The 13,710-nt window shown below is 70.3% G+C and carries 11 protein-coding genes and 1 tRNA gene; 10 read left to right on the forward strand and 2 right to left on the reverse strand.

Annotated elements, in window-relative coordinates; genetic code table 11:
- Window positions 1–20 precede the first annotated feature (20 nt).
- The 4 genes from ASF89_RS05735 (at window position 21) to ASF89_RS05750 (ending at window position 5,636) form a co-directional block, all read left to right on the forward strand.
- Window positions 21–1,145 carry a PDZ domain-containing protein gene (locus ASF89_RS05735; protein WP_369814537.1) on the forward strand — a complete coding sequence of 375 codons (1,125 nt, stop codon included), beginning with the start codon at window positions 21–23 and terminating at the stop codon, window positions 1,143–1,145.
- A gap of 149 nt (window positions 1,146–1,294) precedes the next feature.
- Window positions 1,295–4,204 carry a UPF0182 family protein gene (locus tag ASF89_RS05740; RefSeq protein ID WP_369814529.1) on the forward strand — a complete coding sequence of 970 codons (2,910 nt, stop codon included), beginning with the start codon at window positions 1,295–1,297 and terminating at the stop codon, window positions 4,202–4,204.
- A 148-nt stretch (window positions 4,205–4,352) separates the two neighbouring features.
- A tRNA-Met gene (locus tag ASF89_RS05745) sits at window positions 4,353–4,426 on the forward strand.
- An 88-nt stretch (window positions 4,427–4,514) separates the two neighbouring features.
- Window positions 4,515–5,636, forward strand: coding sequence for a glycerate kinase (locus tag ASF89_RS05750; protein ID WP_055812714.1), 1,122 nt, complete (start codon window positions 4,515–4,517; stop codon window positions 5,634–5,636).
- Between the two features lie 3 nt (window positions 5,637–5,639).
- On the opposite strand, the gene ASF89_RS05755 is transcribed toward ASF89_RS05750, so the two are convergent.
- Window positions 5,640–6,839 carry an aminotransferase class I/II-fold pyridoxal phosphate-dependent enzyme gene (locus ASF89_RS05755; protein WP_055812716.1) on the reverse strand — a complete coding sequence of 400 codons (1,200 nt, stop codon included), beginning with the start codon at window positions 6,837–6,839 and terminating at the stop codon, window positions 5,640–5,642.
- A 158-nt stretch (window positions 6,840–6,997) separates the two neighbouring features.
- Here ASF89_RS05755 and ASF89_RS05760 point away from each other — a divergent pair, with 158 nt between their 5' ends.
- The 6 genes from ASF89_RS05760 (at window position 6,998) to ASF89_RS05785 (ending at window position 13,335) form a co-directional block, all read left to right on the forward strand.
- Window positions 6,998–8,716 carry a S1C family serine protease gene (locus ASF89_RS05760; protein ID WP_055812720.1) on the forward strand — a complete coding sequence of 573 codons (1,719 nt, stop codon included), beginning with the start codon at window positions 6,998–7,000 and terminating at the stop codon, window positions 8,714–8,716.
- A 162-nt stretch (window positions 8,717–8,878) separates the two neighbouring features.
- On the forward strand, window positions 8,879–9,922 hold the full coding sequence (locus ASF89_RS05765) for a glycosyltransferase family 2 protein (RefSeq protein WP_055812723.1): 1,044 nt from the start codon (window positions 8,879–8,881) through the stop codon (window positions 9,920–9,922).
- An 8-nt stretch (window positions 9,923–9,930) separates the two neighbouring features.
- Window positions 9,931–10,737 (forward strand): CDP-alcohol phosphatidyltransferase family protein, encoded by an 807-nt coding sequence (locus tag ASF89_RS05770; protein WP_055812726.1) that lies wholly within the window; start codon window positions 9,931–9,933, stop codon window positions 10,735–10,737.
- Window positions 10,734–11,612: a glycosyltransferase family 2 protein gene (locus ASF89_RS05775; RefSeq protein ID WP_055795533.1), complete on the forward strand. Its 879-nt coding sequence runs from the start codon at window positions 10,734–10,736 to the stop codon at window positions 11,610–11,612. The genes ASF89_RS05770 and ASF89_RS05775 overlap by 4 nt, the downstream gene beginning before the upstream one ends.
- A gap of 58 nt (window positions 11,613–11,670) precedes the next feature.
- Entirely contained in the window at window positions 11,671–12,951 is a 1,281-nt protein-coding gene (locus ASF89_RS05780; protein ID WP_055794551.1) for a CDP-glycerol glycerophosphotransferase family protein, read from the forward strand.
- 78 nt (window positions 12,952–13,029) lie between these two features.
- Entirely contained in the window at window positions 13,030–13,335 is a 306-nt protein-coding gene (locus ASF89_RS05785) for a helix-turn-helix domain-containing protein (protein ID WP_055794553.1), read from the forward strand.
- 12 nt (window positions 13,336–13,347) lie between these two features.
- Here the strand turns inward: ASF89_RS05785 and ASF89_RS05790 are convergent, their stop codons facing one another.
- Window positions 13,348–13,629, reverse strand: a complete 282-nt coding sequence (locus ASF89_RS05790; RefSeq protein WP_055812729.1) for a hypothetical protein — start codon at window positions 13,627–13,629, stop codon at window positions 13,348–13,350.
- Window positions 13,630–13,710 lie beyond the last annotated feature (81 nt).

A 13,710-nucleotide genomic window follows, 5' to 3' on the forward strand; every position in this document is an offset into this window, starting at 1 on the left:
CCGCTCCGCCCGTGGCGAACATCGAAAGGACCGTCGTGGCCTTCTTCACGCCCCCGACCCGCGCCTCCCTCTCCTCTCGTCGACCCGGCCGGGTCGGCTGGTCGCTGCTCGGCGTCGCGCTGGCCTCGGGGCTCGTGCTCACGTTCCTGCCGTCCCCCTATCTGATCGAGCAGCCCGGTCCGGTCTTCGACACGCTCGGCAGCGCCGAGTACGAGGGGGCGGAGCAGCCGCTCATCACCGTCTCCGGCGCCGAGACGTATCCGACGGCGGGGACCCTCGACCTCCTCACGGTGAGCGTCCAGGGCAACGAGTCCGTCCGTCCGTCGTGGGTCGAGGTCGTCTCGGCGTGGTTCGACCCGAGCCGGGCCGTCGTCCCGGTCGAGGCCATCTACCCGTCGGGCGTCACGAACGAGCAGGTCGACGAGCAGAACACCGTCGACATGCAGAACTCGCAGAAGTCCGCCATCGCCGCCGCGATGATCCACGACGGGTACTCGGTGCCGAGCACCGTCACCATCAGCCAGGTCTCGCCCGGGGGCCCGGCCGAGGACGTGCTGGAGGAGGGCGACGTCGTGACGAGCGTCAACGGCACGAGCCTCGAGACGGACGGCGACGTCGACACGCTGCGCCGGCTCGTCGCCGAGAACGGCGTCGATCAGCCGGCCGTCGTCGTCGTCGAGCGCGACGGGTCGTCCCTCACCACCGAGGTGACCCCCCAGGAGGTGCAGCGCACGGCCCTGCTCGGGGTGGGCGTCAGCGTCGACTACGACTTCCCCTTCGACGTGACCCTGAAGCTCGATCAGGTGGGGGGCCCGAGCGCCGGCATGATGTTCGCGCTCGGCATCATCGACAAGACGACGCCGGGCGAGCTCAACGGCGGCGAGCAGGTGGCCGGCACCGGGACCATCACCGCCTCCGGTCAGGTCGGCCCGATCGGCGGCATCCGGCAGAAGCTGTACGGCGCCCGCGACGCCGGGGCGGCCGTGTTCCTCGCCCCCGTCGACAACTGCGACGAGGTCGTGGGCAACGTCCCGGCGGGTCTGGACGTCTACGCCGTGACGACGCTCGACGACGCGGTGACCGCGCTCGAGACCGTCGCGGACGACGGGGACACCTCGGCTCTGCCCACCTGCACCGCCGACTGAGGGCCGGCGTCCAGCCGGGGCATAGGTACCCCGGGCAGGGTGGAACGGTCAGGTGCGGCCCGTAGGATGGCCCCTCCACGTACCCCTATGCCAGGAGCACACCCTTGACGTCACCTGCATCGTCGCGATCCGCACGACGTTCGCCCCGATTGCCCGTCCTGGTCACGGTGGCGATCCTCGCCGCCCTGGTCATCGCCTTCTTCATCTTCTCGTCGCTCCTGACGGACTTCCTGTGGTTCAAGCAGCTCGGGTTCGCGAACGTCCTGACGACCCAGTGGATCGCATCGGCGGTGATGTTCTTCATCGGATTCCTGGCCATGGCCGTCCCGGTCTACGTCAGCATCGACATCGCCTTCCGGTTCCGCCCGGTCTACGCCAAGCTCAACTCGCAGCTCGACCGTTACCAGCAGGTCATCGAGCCGCTCCGCCGGGTCGTGGTGCTGGGCGTGCCCATCGTCCTCGGCCTCTTCGCAGGCATCGCGTCGTCCACCAGCTGGCAGGTGGCCCTCCAGTGGCTGAACCGCACGCCGTTCGGCACGACGGATCCGAAGTTCGGGCTCGACGTCGGCTTCTACGTCTTCTCGCTGCCCTTCTATCAGGGCGTGGTCGGCTTCGCCTCGGCGGTCGTCCTCATCTCCGGGCTCGCCGCCGTGGCCACCAGCTACCTCTACGGGGCCCTGCGGTTCACGGGTCGTGAGGTTCGCATCTCGAAGGTGGCGCGCATCCAGCTCGCGATCACCGCGGCGGTCTACCTCCTGCTGCAGGGCGTCAGCCTGTGGCTCGACCAGTACGCCACGCTCACCCAGGGCGCCAACAAGCTCCTGACCGGCGTCACGTACGCCGACGACGCCGCGGGCATCCCCGGCAAGCAGATCCTCGCGCTGGCCGCGGCGATCGTCGCCGTGCTCTTCATCGTCACCGCGATCATCGGTCGCTGGCGGCTCCCGGTCATCGGCACGGCGGCCCTCATCATCGCGAGCATCATCGTCGGCGGCATCTACCCGTGGATCGTCCAGCGGTTCCAGGTCGAGCCCAGCGAGCGGACGGTCGAGGCGCCGTTCATCGAGAACAACATCGACGCGACCCGCGAGGCCTACGGCGTCGCCGACGTCGAAGAAGAGACGTACGACGCGCAGTCCGACGCTGAGGCCGGTGCGCTGGCCGGCGACGCCGTGACGACCGCGAACATCCGCATCATCGACCCCGCGCTCGTGACCGACGCCTTCGCCCAGCTGCAGCAGTATCGCCAGTACTACAGCTTCCCCGAGCAGCTCTCGGTCGACCGCTACACGATCGACGGCAACACCCAGGACACCGTCATCGCCGTCCGCGAGCTCAACACGGATCAGCTCGGCGCCTCGGCGACCCCCTACAACACGACCTTCGTGTACACCCACGGCTACGGAGTGGTGGCGGCCTACGGCAACCAGCGCTCGGCCGACGGTCAGCCCGTGTTCCTCGAGTCGGGCATCCCCGTCACCGGTGCGCTGGGTGACGCCGACGAGTACGAGCCGCGCATCTACTTCGGTCAGGAGTCCCCGGCCTACTCGATCGTCGGCGGGAACGGCGAGAACGACATCGAGCTCGACTACCCGTCGGGCAGCAACGACAACGGCACGAACCAGACGACCACCTTCGAGGGCGACGGCGGGCCCACGCTCGACAACCCGTTCAAGAAGCTGATCTACGCCATCAAGTTCCAGTCGGAGCAGATCTTCCTGTCGGACGCCGTCAACGACGAGTCGCAGATCCTCTACGACCGCGACCCGTCCGAGCGCGTCCAGAAGGTCGCGCCGTACCTGACCATCGACAGCGCGCCGTACCCGGCGGTCGTCGACGGCAAGGTCGTCTGGATCGTCGACGGCTACACGACGACCCGCAACTACCCCTACTCGAAGCCGCAGGCGCTCAGCGACGCCATCGCCGACACCTACACGGAGCGTCCGACCTACGCCTCGAACGAGATCAACTACATCCGCAACTCGGTCAAGGCGACCGTCGACGCCTACGACGGCTCGGTGAACCTCTACGCCTGGGACACCGAGGACCCGATGCTCAAGACGTGGCAGAAGATCTTCCCCTCGACGCTGACGCCGCTCTCCGAGATGTCCGTCGATCTCATGCAGCACGTCCGCTACCCGCAGGACATGTTCAAGGTGCAGCGCGCCATCCTCGGCACGTACCACGTCACCGACTCCGACTCGTTCTACTCGAGCGACGACGCGTGGGTCACGCCCAACGAGCCGACGAGCACCGCGACGACCCCGCCGCTCCAGCCGCCGTACTACCTGACGCTGCAGCTGCCCGACAAGGACCCGGCGTTCTCGATCTACTCGACGTACATCCCCCAGCAGTCGGGTGAGAACGCGCGGAACGTGCTGACGGGCTATCTGGCGGCGAACGCCGACGCCGGCTCGACACCCGGCGAGGTCGCCGACAGCTACGGCGAGCTGACGCTGCTGACGCTGCCGCGGACGGACACCCTGCCCGGCCCCGGCCAGGTGCAGAACAACTTCAACACCGACACGGCGGTCGCCAATCAGCTGGCGCTGCTCACGCGGGGCGACACGAGCGTCGTGCGGGGCAACCTGCTGACGCTCCCCGTCGGCGGAGGCCTGCTGTACGTGCAGCCGATCTACGTGAAGTCGACCTCGGAGACGTCGTACCCCGTGCTGCAGCGGATCCTCGTGTCGTTCGGCGACCAGATCGCCTTCGAGGACACCCTCGACGGTGCCCTGGACGAGCTCTTCGGCGGCAATTCGGGTGCGACCGCCGGAGACAACGGCGTGCCGACGACCGATCCGGCGACGGAGGGCGACGGTGCCGGCGACGGTGAGGCGGACGGTGGAGACACCGGCACGACGGACCCCGGCACGACCGACCCGGGCACCGGTTCCGGCACGGACAACGCGGCGCTCGACCAGGCCCTGGCCGACGCGCAGTCCGCCCTCGAGGATCGTGCGGCGGCGTACGCCGACAACGACCTCGTCTCGGCGGCCCAGGCTGACGCTCGCCTGCAGACGGCCCTCGAGGACGCGGTGGCGGCCAGCGGCCAGTAGCACTCGTTCCGAGTGATCCACGAGACCCCCGTCGTCCCTGCCGACGGGGGTCTCGTGCTCTCCGGGCTGCGAGTCGCGGGTCCGAATCACCATCCGGCTGCGCCGATTGGACGGGCCTCGAATCCCGTGCTAGTGTTTCTTCTTGTGCCGCGGGGTGGAGCAGTTCGGTAGCTCGCTGGGCTCATAACCCAGAGGTCGTAGGTTCAAATCCTGCCCCCGCAACAGAAGAGAAAAGCCCCGGTCTTCTGACCGGGGCTTTTCTTCATCTCCGCGGGTGTACACGCAGCTCGGGCCCTGCGAAGCTGGCGGCATGTCACCTCTGCGGGTCGTCGTCGCCCCCGACTCCTTCAAGGGCTCAGCCAGTGCGGTCACCGTGGCCGCGGCGGTAGCCCGCGGCTGGCTCGACGCTCGCCCCGACGACGTCCTCGTCGAGGCGCCCCTGGCCGACGGCGGCGAAGGCACCCTCGATGCGTTCGAGGCCGCCGTACCCGGTGCCGAGCGTCGGACGACGATGGTCCCCGGCCCCGACGATCGGCTCGTCGAGGCGCCGTGGCTGCTGCTGCCCGACGGCACGGCGGTGGTCGAGCTGGCCGCGGCCAGCGGTCTGACGCTCCTGGCCGAGCCGCGGCCCTACGACGCGCACACGCGCGGAGTGGGGCGTGTCATCGTCGCCGCCCTCGACGCCGGCGCGACCGCCCTGGTCATCGGGCTCGGCGGCAGCGCCTCGACCGACGGAGGAGCCGGGCTGCTCTCGGAGCTGGGCGCGCGCCTCCTGGACTCCGTCGGCGACGTCGTCCCCGATGGCGCCCACGGTCTGGCCGCCGCCGCGCGGATCGACCTGGGCGCGCTCCGGCCCCTGCCGGCGCGGGGCGTCACGGTGCTCGGCGACGTGACGAATCCGCTCACGGGTCCGCATGGCGCCGCGGCGGTCTTCGGCCCGCAGAAGGGCGCCTCGCGCGACGACGTGCTCGCACTCGACGACGGTCTGCGGCGCTTCTCGCAGCTCGTCGACGTCGATCCCGACACCGCCGGGGCGGGCGCGGCCGGCGGCGCCGCCTTCGGCCTGCTGGTCTGGGGCGCGTCGCTGGTCCCGGGTGCCCGGGCCGTGTCCGATCTCGTCGGGCTGCCGCGGCTCGTCGTGGGCGCCGACGTGGTCATCACGGGGGAGGGGCGTCTCGATGAGCAGACGGCCGACGGCAAGGCGGTGTCCTGGGTGACGCGGGTCGCCCGTGACGCCGGAGCCTCCGTCTTCGTCGTCGCCGGTTCGGTCGAGACCTCCGACGGCGATCACGACCTGGCCGTGTCCCTGTCGGACCTCGCAGGAGGCGCGGGCGAGTCCCTGCTGAACCCCGAGAGCTGGGCCGAACGCGCCGGTGCCGTGCTCGCGCGGCACGACCTCACCACAGAGAGGGCGTCGCGTCGACGGGACTGACGGTCAGGCGCGCAGGGCCGCCAGCCGACGTCCGGCCTCGTCGATCACCTCGGCGCGCTTGCAGAAGGCGAAGCGCACGAGCGACGAGTGCTCGGCAGCCAGGGTGGGCCCGCAGAAGGCGCTGACCGGGACGCCGACGACTCCCGCCAGCTGCGGCAGGGCACGGCAGAACTCGGCCGCGTCGTCGTAGCCGAGCGGCGCGGCGTCCGCGACGACGAAGTACGAACCCCTCGCGGGGGAGACGTCGAAGCCTGCGGAGAGGAGCCCCGCGGACAGCAGATCGCGCTTGCTCTGCAGATCGGCGGTGAAGTCGTCGAAGTGCTCGCGGGGCAGCCGGAGACCCACGGCGATCGCCGGCTGGAAGACGGAGCCGTTGACGAAGGTCAGATACTGCTTGACGCTCATGATCTGCGAGACGAGCGAGGCTGGCCCCGAGAGCCAGCCGATCTTCCAGCCCGTCGCATTGAACGTCTTGCCGCCGCTCGAGACGGTGATCGTCCGCTCGGAGGCTCCCGGCAGAGTCGACAGGGGTACGTGAGGGACCCCGTCGAAGACCACGTGCTCGTAGACCTCGTCGGTCACCAGGAGAGCATCGAACTCATGGGCGAGCGCGACGAGGGAGCTGCGGGTGGCGTCGTCGAGGAGGGTTCCCGTGGGGTTGTGCGGATCGTTGACGATGACGAGTCGCGTCCGCGACGAGAAGGCGGCTCGGAGTTCGTCGGCGTCGACGCGGAAGTCGGGGCCGCGCAGCGGCACCGTCCGATGTCGGCCGCCGGCGAGACCGATGACCGCTCCGTAGGCGTCGTAGAAGGGCTCGAAGGTGATCACCTCGTCGCCCTGGTCGACGAAGGCGAGCACGGTCGCGGCGATGGCCTCGGTGGCCCCCGCGGTCACGAGCACCTCGCGTCCGGGGTCGACGTCGATGCCGTAGAAGCGCTGCTGGTGTTCGGACACGGCCTCGAGCAGGGTCGGCACGCCCCTCCCCGGCGGGTACTGGTTCGACCCGCCGAACAGGGCGTCACGGGCCGCTTCGAGCACCGCCTCGGGAGGGTCCTCGTCGGGGAATCCCTGGCCGAGGTTCACCGCTCCCGTGGCCGTCGCGAGCGCGGACATCTCGGCGAAGACGGTCGACCTGAGGTGGCCGGTCGCGTCGAGGAGGCCGGCTCCGCGGGCCGTCCGCTGCCACGGTGTCGATGAGGTCATGGTCCCTCACCGTAGACCCGCTCCGGCCGCCGCTCGTCGACGCGGACGGCGGGACTCCAGGAGCCGCTTACGCTGTGTCCAGCCCGCTCCCAGGTTCGCCAAATGCTCTGCACAGGTGGACGGACCAGGCTGAAGCCGCTTGGAAGGAGCATCAGCTGATGAACGAGAACCCCCGGGGCGCCGACGGCGTCGACGACGCCGACGACACGACGCGCGGACAGCACGACGACGCCGCGGCGCGAGACGACGCCGCGGGTCGGGGCGACTCGACGACCGGCGGCGACGTGACCTACGGGGCCCCGCCCCTGCCCGGCTCGCAGCACGAGGCCGGCCGCTCGCAGCCCGGGGGCTACCCGCAGCCCGGCAGCTATTCCGCGCCGGGCAGCTATTCGGCGCCCGGCAGCTACTCGGCCCCGGGCAGCTATTCGGCGCCCGGCAGCTACTCGGCCCCGGGAAGCTTCTCGCAGCCCGGCGCCTACGCAGGGCCCAGCGCCTACCAGGGTCAGCAGTCCTACGGCGGACCCGACGCGTACGGCCGGCAGCAGAGCTACGACCAGCAGGGTCACCCCCAGCAGGGCGGCCAGGACTCGCCCACGGAGCAGTACCCGTCGCACTTCGGGCAGCAGAACCCCTACGGAACGCCAGGCCAGTACGGCGCGAGCACCTGGCAGGGGCCGGCTGGACCGCAGAAGGCGAAGCGGAACCGGGGTGTCGGGGTCCTGGCGGCGACTCTGGCCGTCGGTCTCCTGGCCGGTGGCGTGGTCGGCGGTGCCGTCGGCGGCTCCGTCGCCGACGGGGGTGAAGGCGCATCGTCGTCTGCGGGTCCGGCGCGCGACCTCACCGTGAACGACTACGACGACGCGACCGTCGTGACGGCCGTCGCGGCGAAGGCCACCCAGTCGGTCGTCACCATCAACGTCGCATCCGGCTCGTCCGGAGGCACCGGATCGGGCGTCATCCTCTCCGACGACGGCTACATCGTCACCAACACGCACGTCGTCACCCTCGACGGCGCCAGCGCGTCGGGAGCGGTCAGCGTGACGATGAGCGACGGCAGCATCCTGCCGGCCGAGGTCGTCGGGCTCGACCCCGTCGTCGATCTCGCCGTGCTCAAGGTGGACGCCACCGACCTGACGCCGATGGAGTTCGCGGACTCGTCCAAGCTGAACGTCGGCGACACCGCCGTGGCCATCGGCGCGCCCCTCGGTCTGTCGAACACGGTGACCGACGGCATCGTCTCGACCCTCAACCGGAGCATCACGGTGCAGTCGTCTGCGGCGCCCTCAGACGGATCGGACCAGGGCGACTCGAACGACAACAACGGCCAGGGCCCGTTCTCCTTCAACAACGGCGACGGGAACCAGCAGTCGCAGGCCAGCAGCGTCATCTCGCTGCCCGTGATCCAGACGGACGCCTCGATCAACCCCGGGAACTCCGGTGGTGCCCTGCTCGACTCCGACGGCAAGCTCATCGGCCTGAACGTCGCGATCGCCAGCTCGGGGGAGTCCTCCGGCAGCATCGGCGTCGGCTTCTCCATCCCGTCGAACCTCGTCAAGCGGGTCGCGACCGAGATCCGCGACGAGGGTACGGCGTCGCACGGCCTGCTCGGCGCCAGCGTCGACGATGCCACGAGCGATTCGGCCGCGACGCAGGTCGGCGCGCTCATCGTGCAGATCAGCCAGGGAGGCGCGGCGCAGTCCGCCGGGCTCCGACAGGGCGACGTCGTCACGGAGTTCAACGGCATCCCCATCAGCGACCGGACCGACCTCACGGCTCAGGTGCGGTTCCTGGCCGGGGGCAGCGACGCCGAGCTGACCTACGTCCGCGACGGCCGGACCTCGACCGCCGAGGTGTCGCTCGACACCCTGACGACGTAAGGGGTCCCCCCTCGGACCGAGGGGGGGTCCTCCTCCGGGCGGGTCGTGGCGCAGAGCGCCGCGTCCCGCCCTCCGCTCTTGGTAGGCTCGCTGTCGATCGTCGGGCACCCGACGCGACCCACCGCGCCCACCGGCGCCGCGAGAAGCCGAGGCCCGACCGACATGGCACCGTTCGACACTCCTCTGCCGGGTGTCTCGTACGTCATGCCCGTCCTCAACGAGGAGCGCGAGATCCGCTCCGCGGTCGAGAGTCTCGTCGCCCAGGACTACGAGGGTCCGTTCGAGATCCTCCTGGCGCTCGGACCGAGCGTCGACGGCACCAACGACGTGGTCGCCGCGATGTCGGCGGCCGACCCGCGCATCCGGAGCCTCCCGAACCCCGTCGGGTCGACCCCCGCCGGATTGAACGTCGCGATCCGCGCCTCCGTGCACCCCATCACCGTCCGGGTCGACGCGCACTCGGTGCTGCCCTCCGACTACACGCGCCTCGCCGTCGCCGCGCTCCGTCGCAGCGGCGCCGACAACGTGGGCGGCATCATGAAGGCCGAGGGCCGGACGCCGTTCGAGAAGGCCGTCGCGCGCGCCTACGGCAGTCGAGTCGGACTCGGTGGCACCCCCCACCACGTGGGAGGCGCGGAGGGCCCGACGGAGACGGCCTACCTCGGCGTGTTCCTGCGGTCCCGACTGATCGAGGTCGGCCTGTTCGACGAGGGCATCAAGCGCGGACAGGACTGGGAGCTGAACCGCCGGCTCCGCGCCACGGGGGGCACGGTCTGGTTCACCCCGGAGCTCGTCGTGACCTACCGACCCCGCCCGAGCATCAGCAAGCTCGCCCGGCAGTTCGTCGCCACGGGGCTGTGGCGCGGCGAGCTCGCGCGACGGTTCCCCAAGTCGAACACGGTGCGCTATCTCGTGCCCCCGGCCATGGTGATCGGCGTGGTGGCGGGTCTTCTGCTCGGTCTCGTCGGTCTCGCCGCCGCCGTCGTCGGGAGTCCTCTGGCGTGGCTCGCTCTGGGGCTCGTGGCGCCCGGCGGCTATCTGCTGTTCGTCGTGGCGGCGACGCTGTTCGCGGCCCGGGGCGAGAGCGTGCGGACGCGACTGTGGTTTCTCGTAGTCTTGCCTTCCATCCACTTCGGCTGGGGATTCGGATTCGTCTTCGGTTTCTCGAACCTGACGAAGAACATCACCGCACACACCGGAAGATAGGCGATCCGATGACCGCGCCGCCCACGAGACCGTCGTCGATCGCCGAGCTGCGTCGTGTCGCCCAACCCCCCGAGGTACGCAGCCGTGCGAACGCCGAGCACTGGACGGCGTCGCTCTACCTCCGAGACCTCTCTCCGTATCTCACCTGGCTCCTGCTGAAGACCAGCGTCACGGCGAACGGCGTGACCGGGCTGATGATCCTCACCGGCTGGGCGACCGCGGCCGCCCTCCTCATCCCGGGTGCGGGCGGGGCGGCCCTGGCGCTCGTGCTCGGCCAGCTGCAGATGCTGGTCGACTGCTGCGACGGCGAGGTCGCCCGGTGGCGCGGAGCGAGCTCTCCGGCCGGGGTGTTCCTCGACAAGGTGGGGCACTACACGACCGAGGCGCTGATCCCCATCGCGCTCGGCCTCCGGGCCGCCGGCCTCCCCTTCGACGCTCCGAGCGACTACCTCTGGACGACGCTCGGCTTCGCTCTGGCCCTCGTCATCGTCCTCAACAAGTCGCTGAACGACATGGTGCACGTCGCGAGAGCCCACGCTGGGCTGACCCGTCTCGAAGACAAGCGGGGCGGGGTCACGACCCCGAGCAGCCGCGTCCTCTCCCGCCTGCGGAGCGCCGCTCGGTTCGTGCCGTTCCACCGTCTCTACCACTCGGTCGAGCTCACGATCCTCGCGTTCGCGGTGTCGATCGTCGGCCTCGTCGTGGGCCAGCCGATCGCCGACCGGGTGTTCCTGTCGATCCTGATGCCGCTCGCGCTCCTCGCGCTCGTCGGCCACTTCGTGGCGATCATGGCCTCGAAGCGGGTGCGGTCCTGACCGCGACGGTCCGGCCCCGCATCGGGGTCGTCAGTCTGACGCAGGGGCGTCGTCCGGCCGATCTGGCCGAGGGGCTCGCCAGCCTCCTCGCGCAGACCGACGTCGAGCTCGACATCGTCTGCGTCGGCAACGGGGGCGGTCCGGGCGCGCTGCCCGACGGCGTCCGGGGGATCACCCTCCCCGAGAACGTCGGCATCCCGGCCGGGCGCAACCGCGGGGCCGACCTCGTGACCGGCGAGTACGTCTTCTTCCTCGACGACGACGCCACGCTGCCGTCGCCGCGCTTCCTGGCGGACGCCGTCGAGATCCTGCGACGTGACCGCGGCATCGGGCTCCTCCAGCCCCGGGTCGTCGATGCAGGAGGCGCGGCGAACCCCCGGCGGTGGATCCCACGGCTCCGAAAGGGCGATCCCCGCGACTCGAGCGACGTCTTCTCCGTCTGGGAGGGCGCGACCCTGCTGCCGCGTGACGTCTTCGACGCCTGCGAAGGATGGGGTGAGCCCTACTTCTACGCGCACGAGGGGATCGAGCTGGCCTGGCGCGTCTGGGCGCAGGGGCGCCGAGCCCACTACGAGGGCGGTCTCGTCGTCAACCACCCGGCGATCGACCCCGCACGCCACGACGACTACTACCGCCTGAACGCCCGCAATCGGGTCTGGCTGGCCAAGCGCAACCTGCCGTGGCCGCTCGTCCCCGTCTACGTCGGATCGTGGACGCTCGTGCAGCTGCTCCGGTGGGGGCGGTCGCCCGCGAAGCTCCTCCCGTGGCTGGGGGGATGGCGGGAGGGCTGGCGCACGAGCCCCGCAGGTCGTCGGTCCATCGGTTGGGTAACGGTCGGACGGATGGCGCGGGCTGGCCGCCCACCCGTCATCTAGCCTGGACGAGTGGCGACGGAACCGCCGCGGAGCACACCTCGGAACGGAGAACGACCCTGTGGCCCTGACCCGTGACCTCGCACTCGCCTGGAGTCTCGCCGGTCGGCTGGTGAGGTCCCGACGCAGTCGTCGCACCCTCGACAGGACCGGTCCGACCCGGCGGCTCCCCGCGGAGGGGACGATCCGCGTGGCCGTGTACTTCGCCGACACGTCCGTCAACATGTATCAGATCCGGCAGTGGTACGGCCCGCTGGCGCATCTGAACGAGCGCTATCCGGTCGCGATCGTGGCACGGTCCCCGGGAGCGATGCTCCAGCTCCTCGAGGAGTCGCCGGTGCCGGTCGTCTACGCGCGGCAGGTCGCCGACCTCGAGGCGTTCGTCGCCGCGCATCCCCTCGCTCTGACCCTCTACGTGAACCAGAATGCGAAGAACTTCCAGATGATGCGCTACGGCCGCATGTGGCACGTCTTCGTGAACCACGGCGAGAGCGACAAGATGTACATGACCACGAACCAGTTCAAGGCCTACGACTACGCCTTCGTCGCCGGAGACGCGGCGCTCGAGCGGCTCTCGGCGAAGCTGTGGGACTACGACCTGGCCAAGCGCGCCGTGCCGATCGGCCGCCCCCAGGCCGATCACGTGGCGGGCGTCGTGCCCTTCGACGACGACGGCAAGACGGTCGTCCTGTACGCCCCGACCTGGGAGGGGGATCGCGCCTCGGCGGCCTACGGCTCGATCGCCACGCACGGTGTCGCCCTGGTCGACGCCCTCATCGCGACCGGTCGCCATCGGGTGGTCTACCGGCCGCATCCCCGGAGCGGCGTCCTCGATCGCGAGTATCGCCGCGCTCACGAGTCGATCGTCAAGGCCATCTCGGATGCCAACGAGGCGGACGAGACGGCGCAGCACGTCTACGACTCGGGCTCCGAGCTCGGATGGCAGCTCGTCGTCGCCGACGTCGCCATCACCGACATCTCGGCCATGGTCTACGACCGTCTGGCCACGGGTCGACCCCTGATCGTCACGCGCCCGGTGTCATCCGAGGCGGACGTCGATGAGCGCGGGTACCTCGGGGATGCGGAGTGGCTGACTGCCGACGGGGCCGGCGACGTGGCGGACCTCGTCGACAGGGTGCAGGCGGACCCGGAGGCGCGGGGCCGTCTCGATCACTGGGTGCATCACCACTTCGGGGACACGACGCCCGGTTCGGCCACGGCCCGTTTCGAGGGCGCGGTCGAACGGCTCGTCGATCTCCGCGACGACTACGCCGCTGCCCAACCGATCATGGCCGAAGGGTCCGAGGGGGGCCCCGACGAGGACGACGATCTCGATCGATGAGGCTCGAAGGCACCGGGGCTGGAGCCATGATGTATCCGGCATCTGGAGTCTGAACGCTGAACCGCGTATCCATGAGGTATGCCTGAGCCGACATCGACCGCTGCCCGCATCTTCGGAGACCGTGTCCGCGAGGAGCGTCAACGACTCGGCCTCACGCAGGACGAGCTCGCTCACCTCGCCGGGATGAACGTCTCGAACTACGGCAAGATCGAGCGGGGCATCGGCAACCCGGTGCTGCACACGATCGTGAGACTGGCCGTCGTCGTGGGTGTCGACCCTGCCGTGCTCGTCACCGGCATGTCGGCCGAGCACCTCCCGCCCGTGCTCGAGACCTTCAGCGCAGCCGATTACGTCAAGGAGCGCACGGCCCGACGCTCCGGTTGACGGGGCCGGGCGTCAGAAGCTGAAGCGCCAGAGGAACTCCTCGCGCGTCGGCCGGAACCACCTCACGACGGCGATGGCGTTCTGGGTGAGCTCGGCCGCGATGACGCTCAGCGAGAGCGCCTCGCCCGGTTCGAGGCGGTCCGTCGCCACGGGGACGAGAAGACCGCAGCCGAGCAGGCTGACGCGGATCCCGAGGACGGACTCGTCGGCGACGTTCACGAGTCGGTGGACACGGGGTGCGCGGGTGCGGTCGATCTGGAAGGGCACGGGGTAGGCGGTCGCTGTCTCGGACATGACGTCACCGTACGACCGCCCGCCGACGTCGCCGCGCGGATCTCCGTGACGACCGTTACCTGTGGAGGGATGGACGACGAC

The organism is Frigoribacterium sp. Leaf172, assembly GCF_001424285.1.
Classification (GTDB): domain Bacteria; phylum Actinomycetota; class Actinomycetes; order Actinomycetales; family Microbacteriaceae; genus Frigoribacterium.

Bases quoted from the DNA above. Each gene is read 5' to 3' on its own strand.
- ASF89_RS05770 (WP_055812726.1), top strand. From the start codon at position 9,931: ATGACCGCGCCGCCCACGAGACCGTCGTCGATCGCCGAGCTGCGTCGT.
- ASF89_RS05790 (WP_055812729.1), bottom strand. From the start codon at position 13,629: ATGTCCGAGACAGCGACCGCCTACCCCGTGCCCTTCCAGATCGACCGC.
- ASF89_RS05785 (WP_055794553.1), top strand. From the start codon at position 13,030: ATGCCTGAGCCGACATCGACCGCTGCCCGCATCTTCGGAGACCGTGTC.
- ASF89_RS05760 (WP_055812720.1), top strand. From the start codon at position 6,998: ATGAACGAGAACCCCCGGGGCGCCGACGGCGTCGACGACGCCGACGAC.
- ASF89_RS05755 (WP_055812716.1), bottom strand. From the start codon at position 6,839: ATGACCTCATCGACACCGTGGCAGCGGACGGCCCGCGGAGCCGGCCTC.
- ASF89_RS05750 (WP_055812714.1), top strand. From the start codon at position 4,515: ATGTCACCTCTGCGGGTCGTCGTCGCCCCCGACTCCTTCAAGGGCTCA.
- ASF89_RS05765 (WP_055812723.1), top strand. From the start codon at position 8,879: ATGGCACCGTTCGACACTCCTCTGCCGGGTGTCTCGTACGTCATGCCC.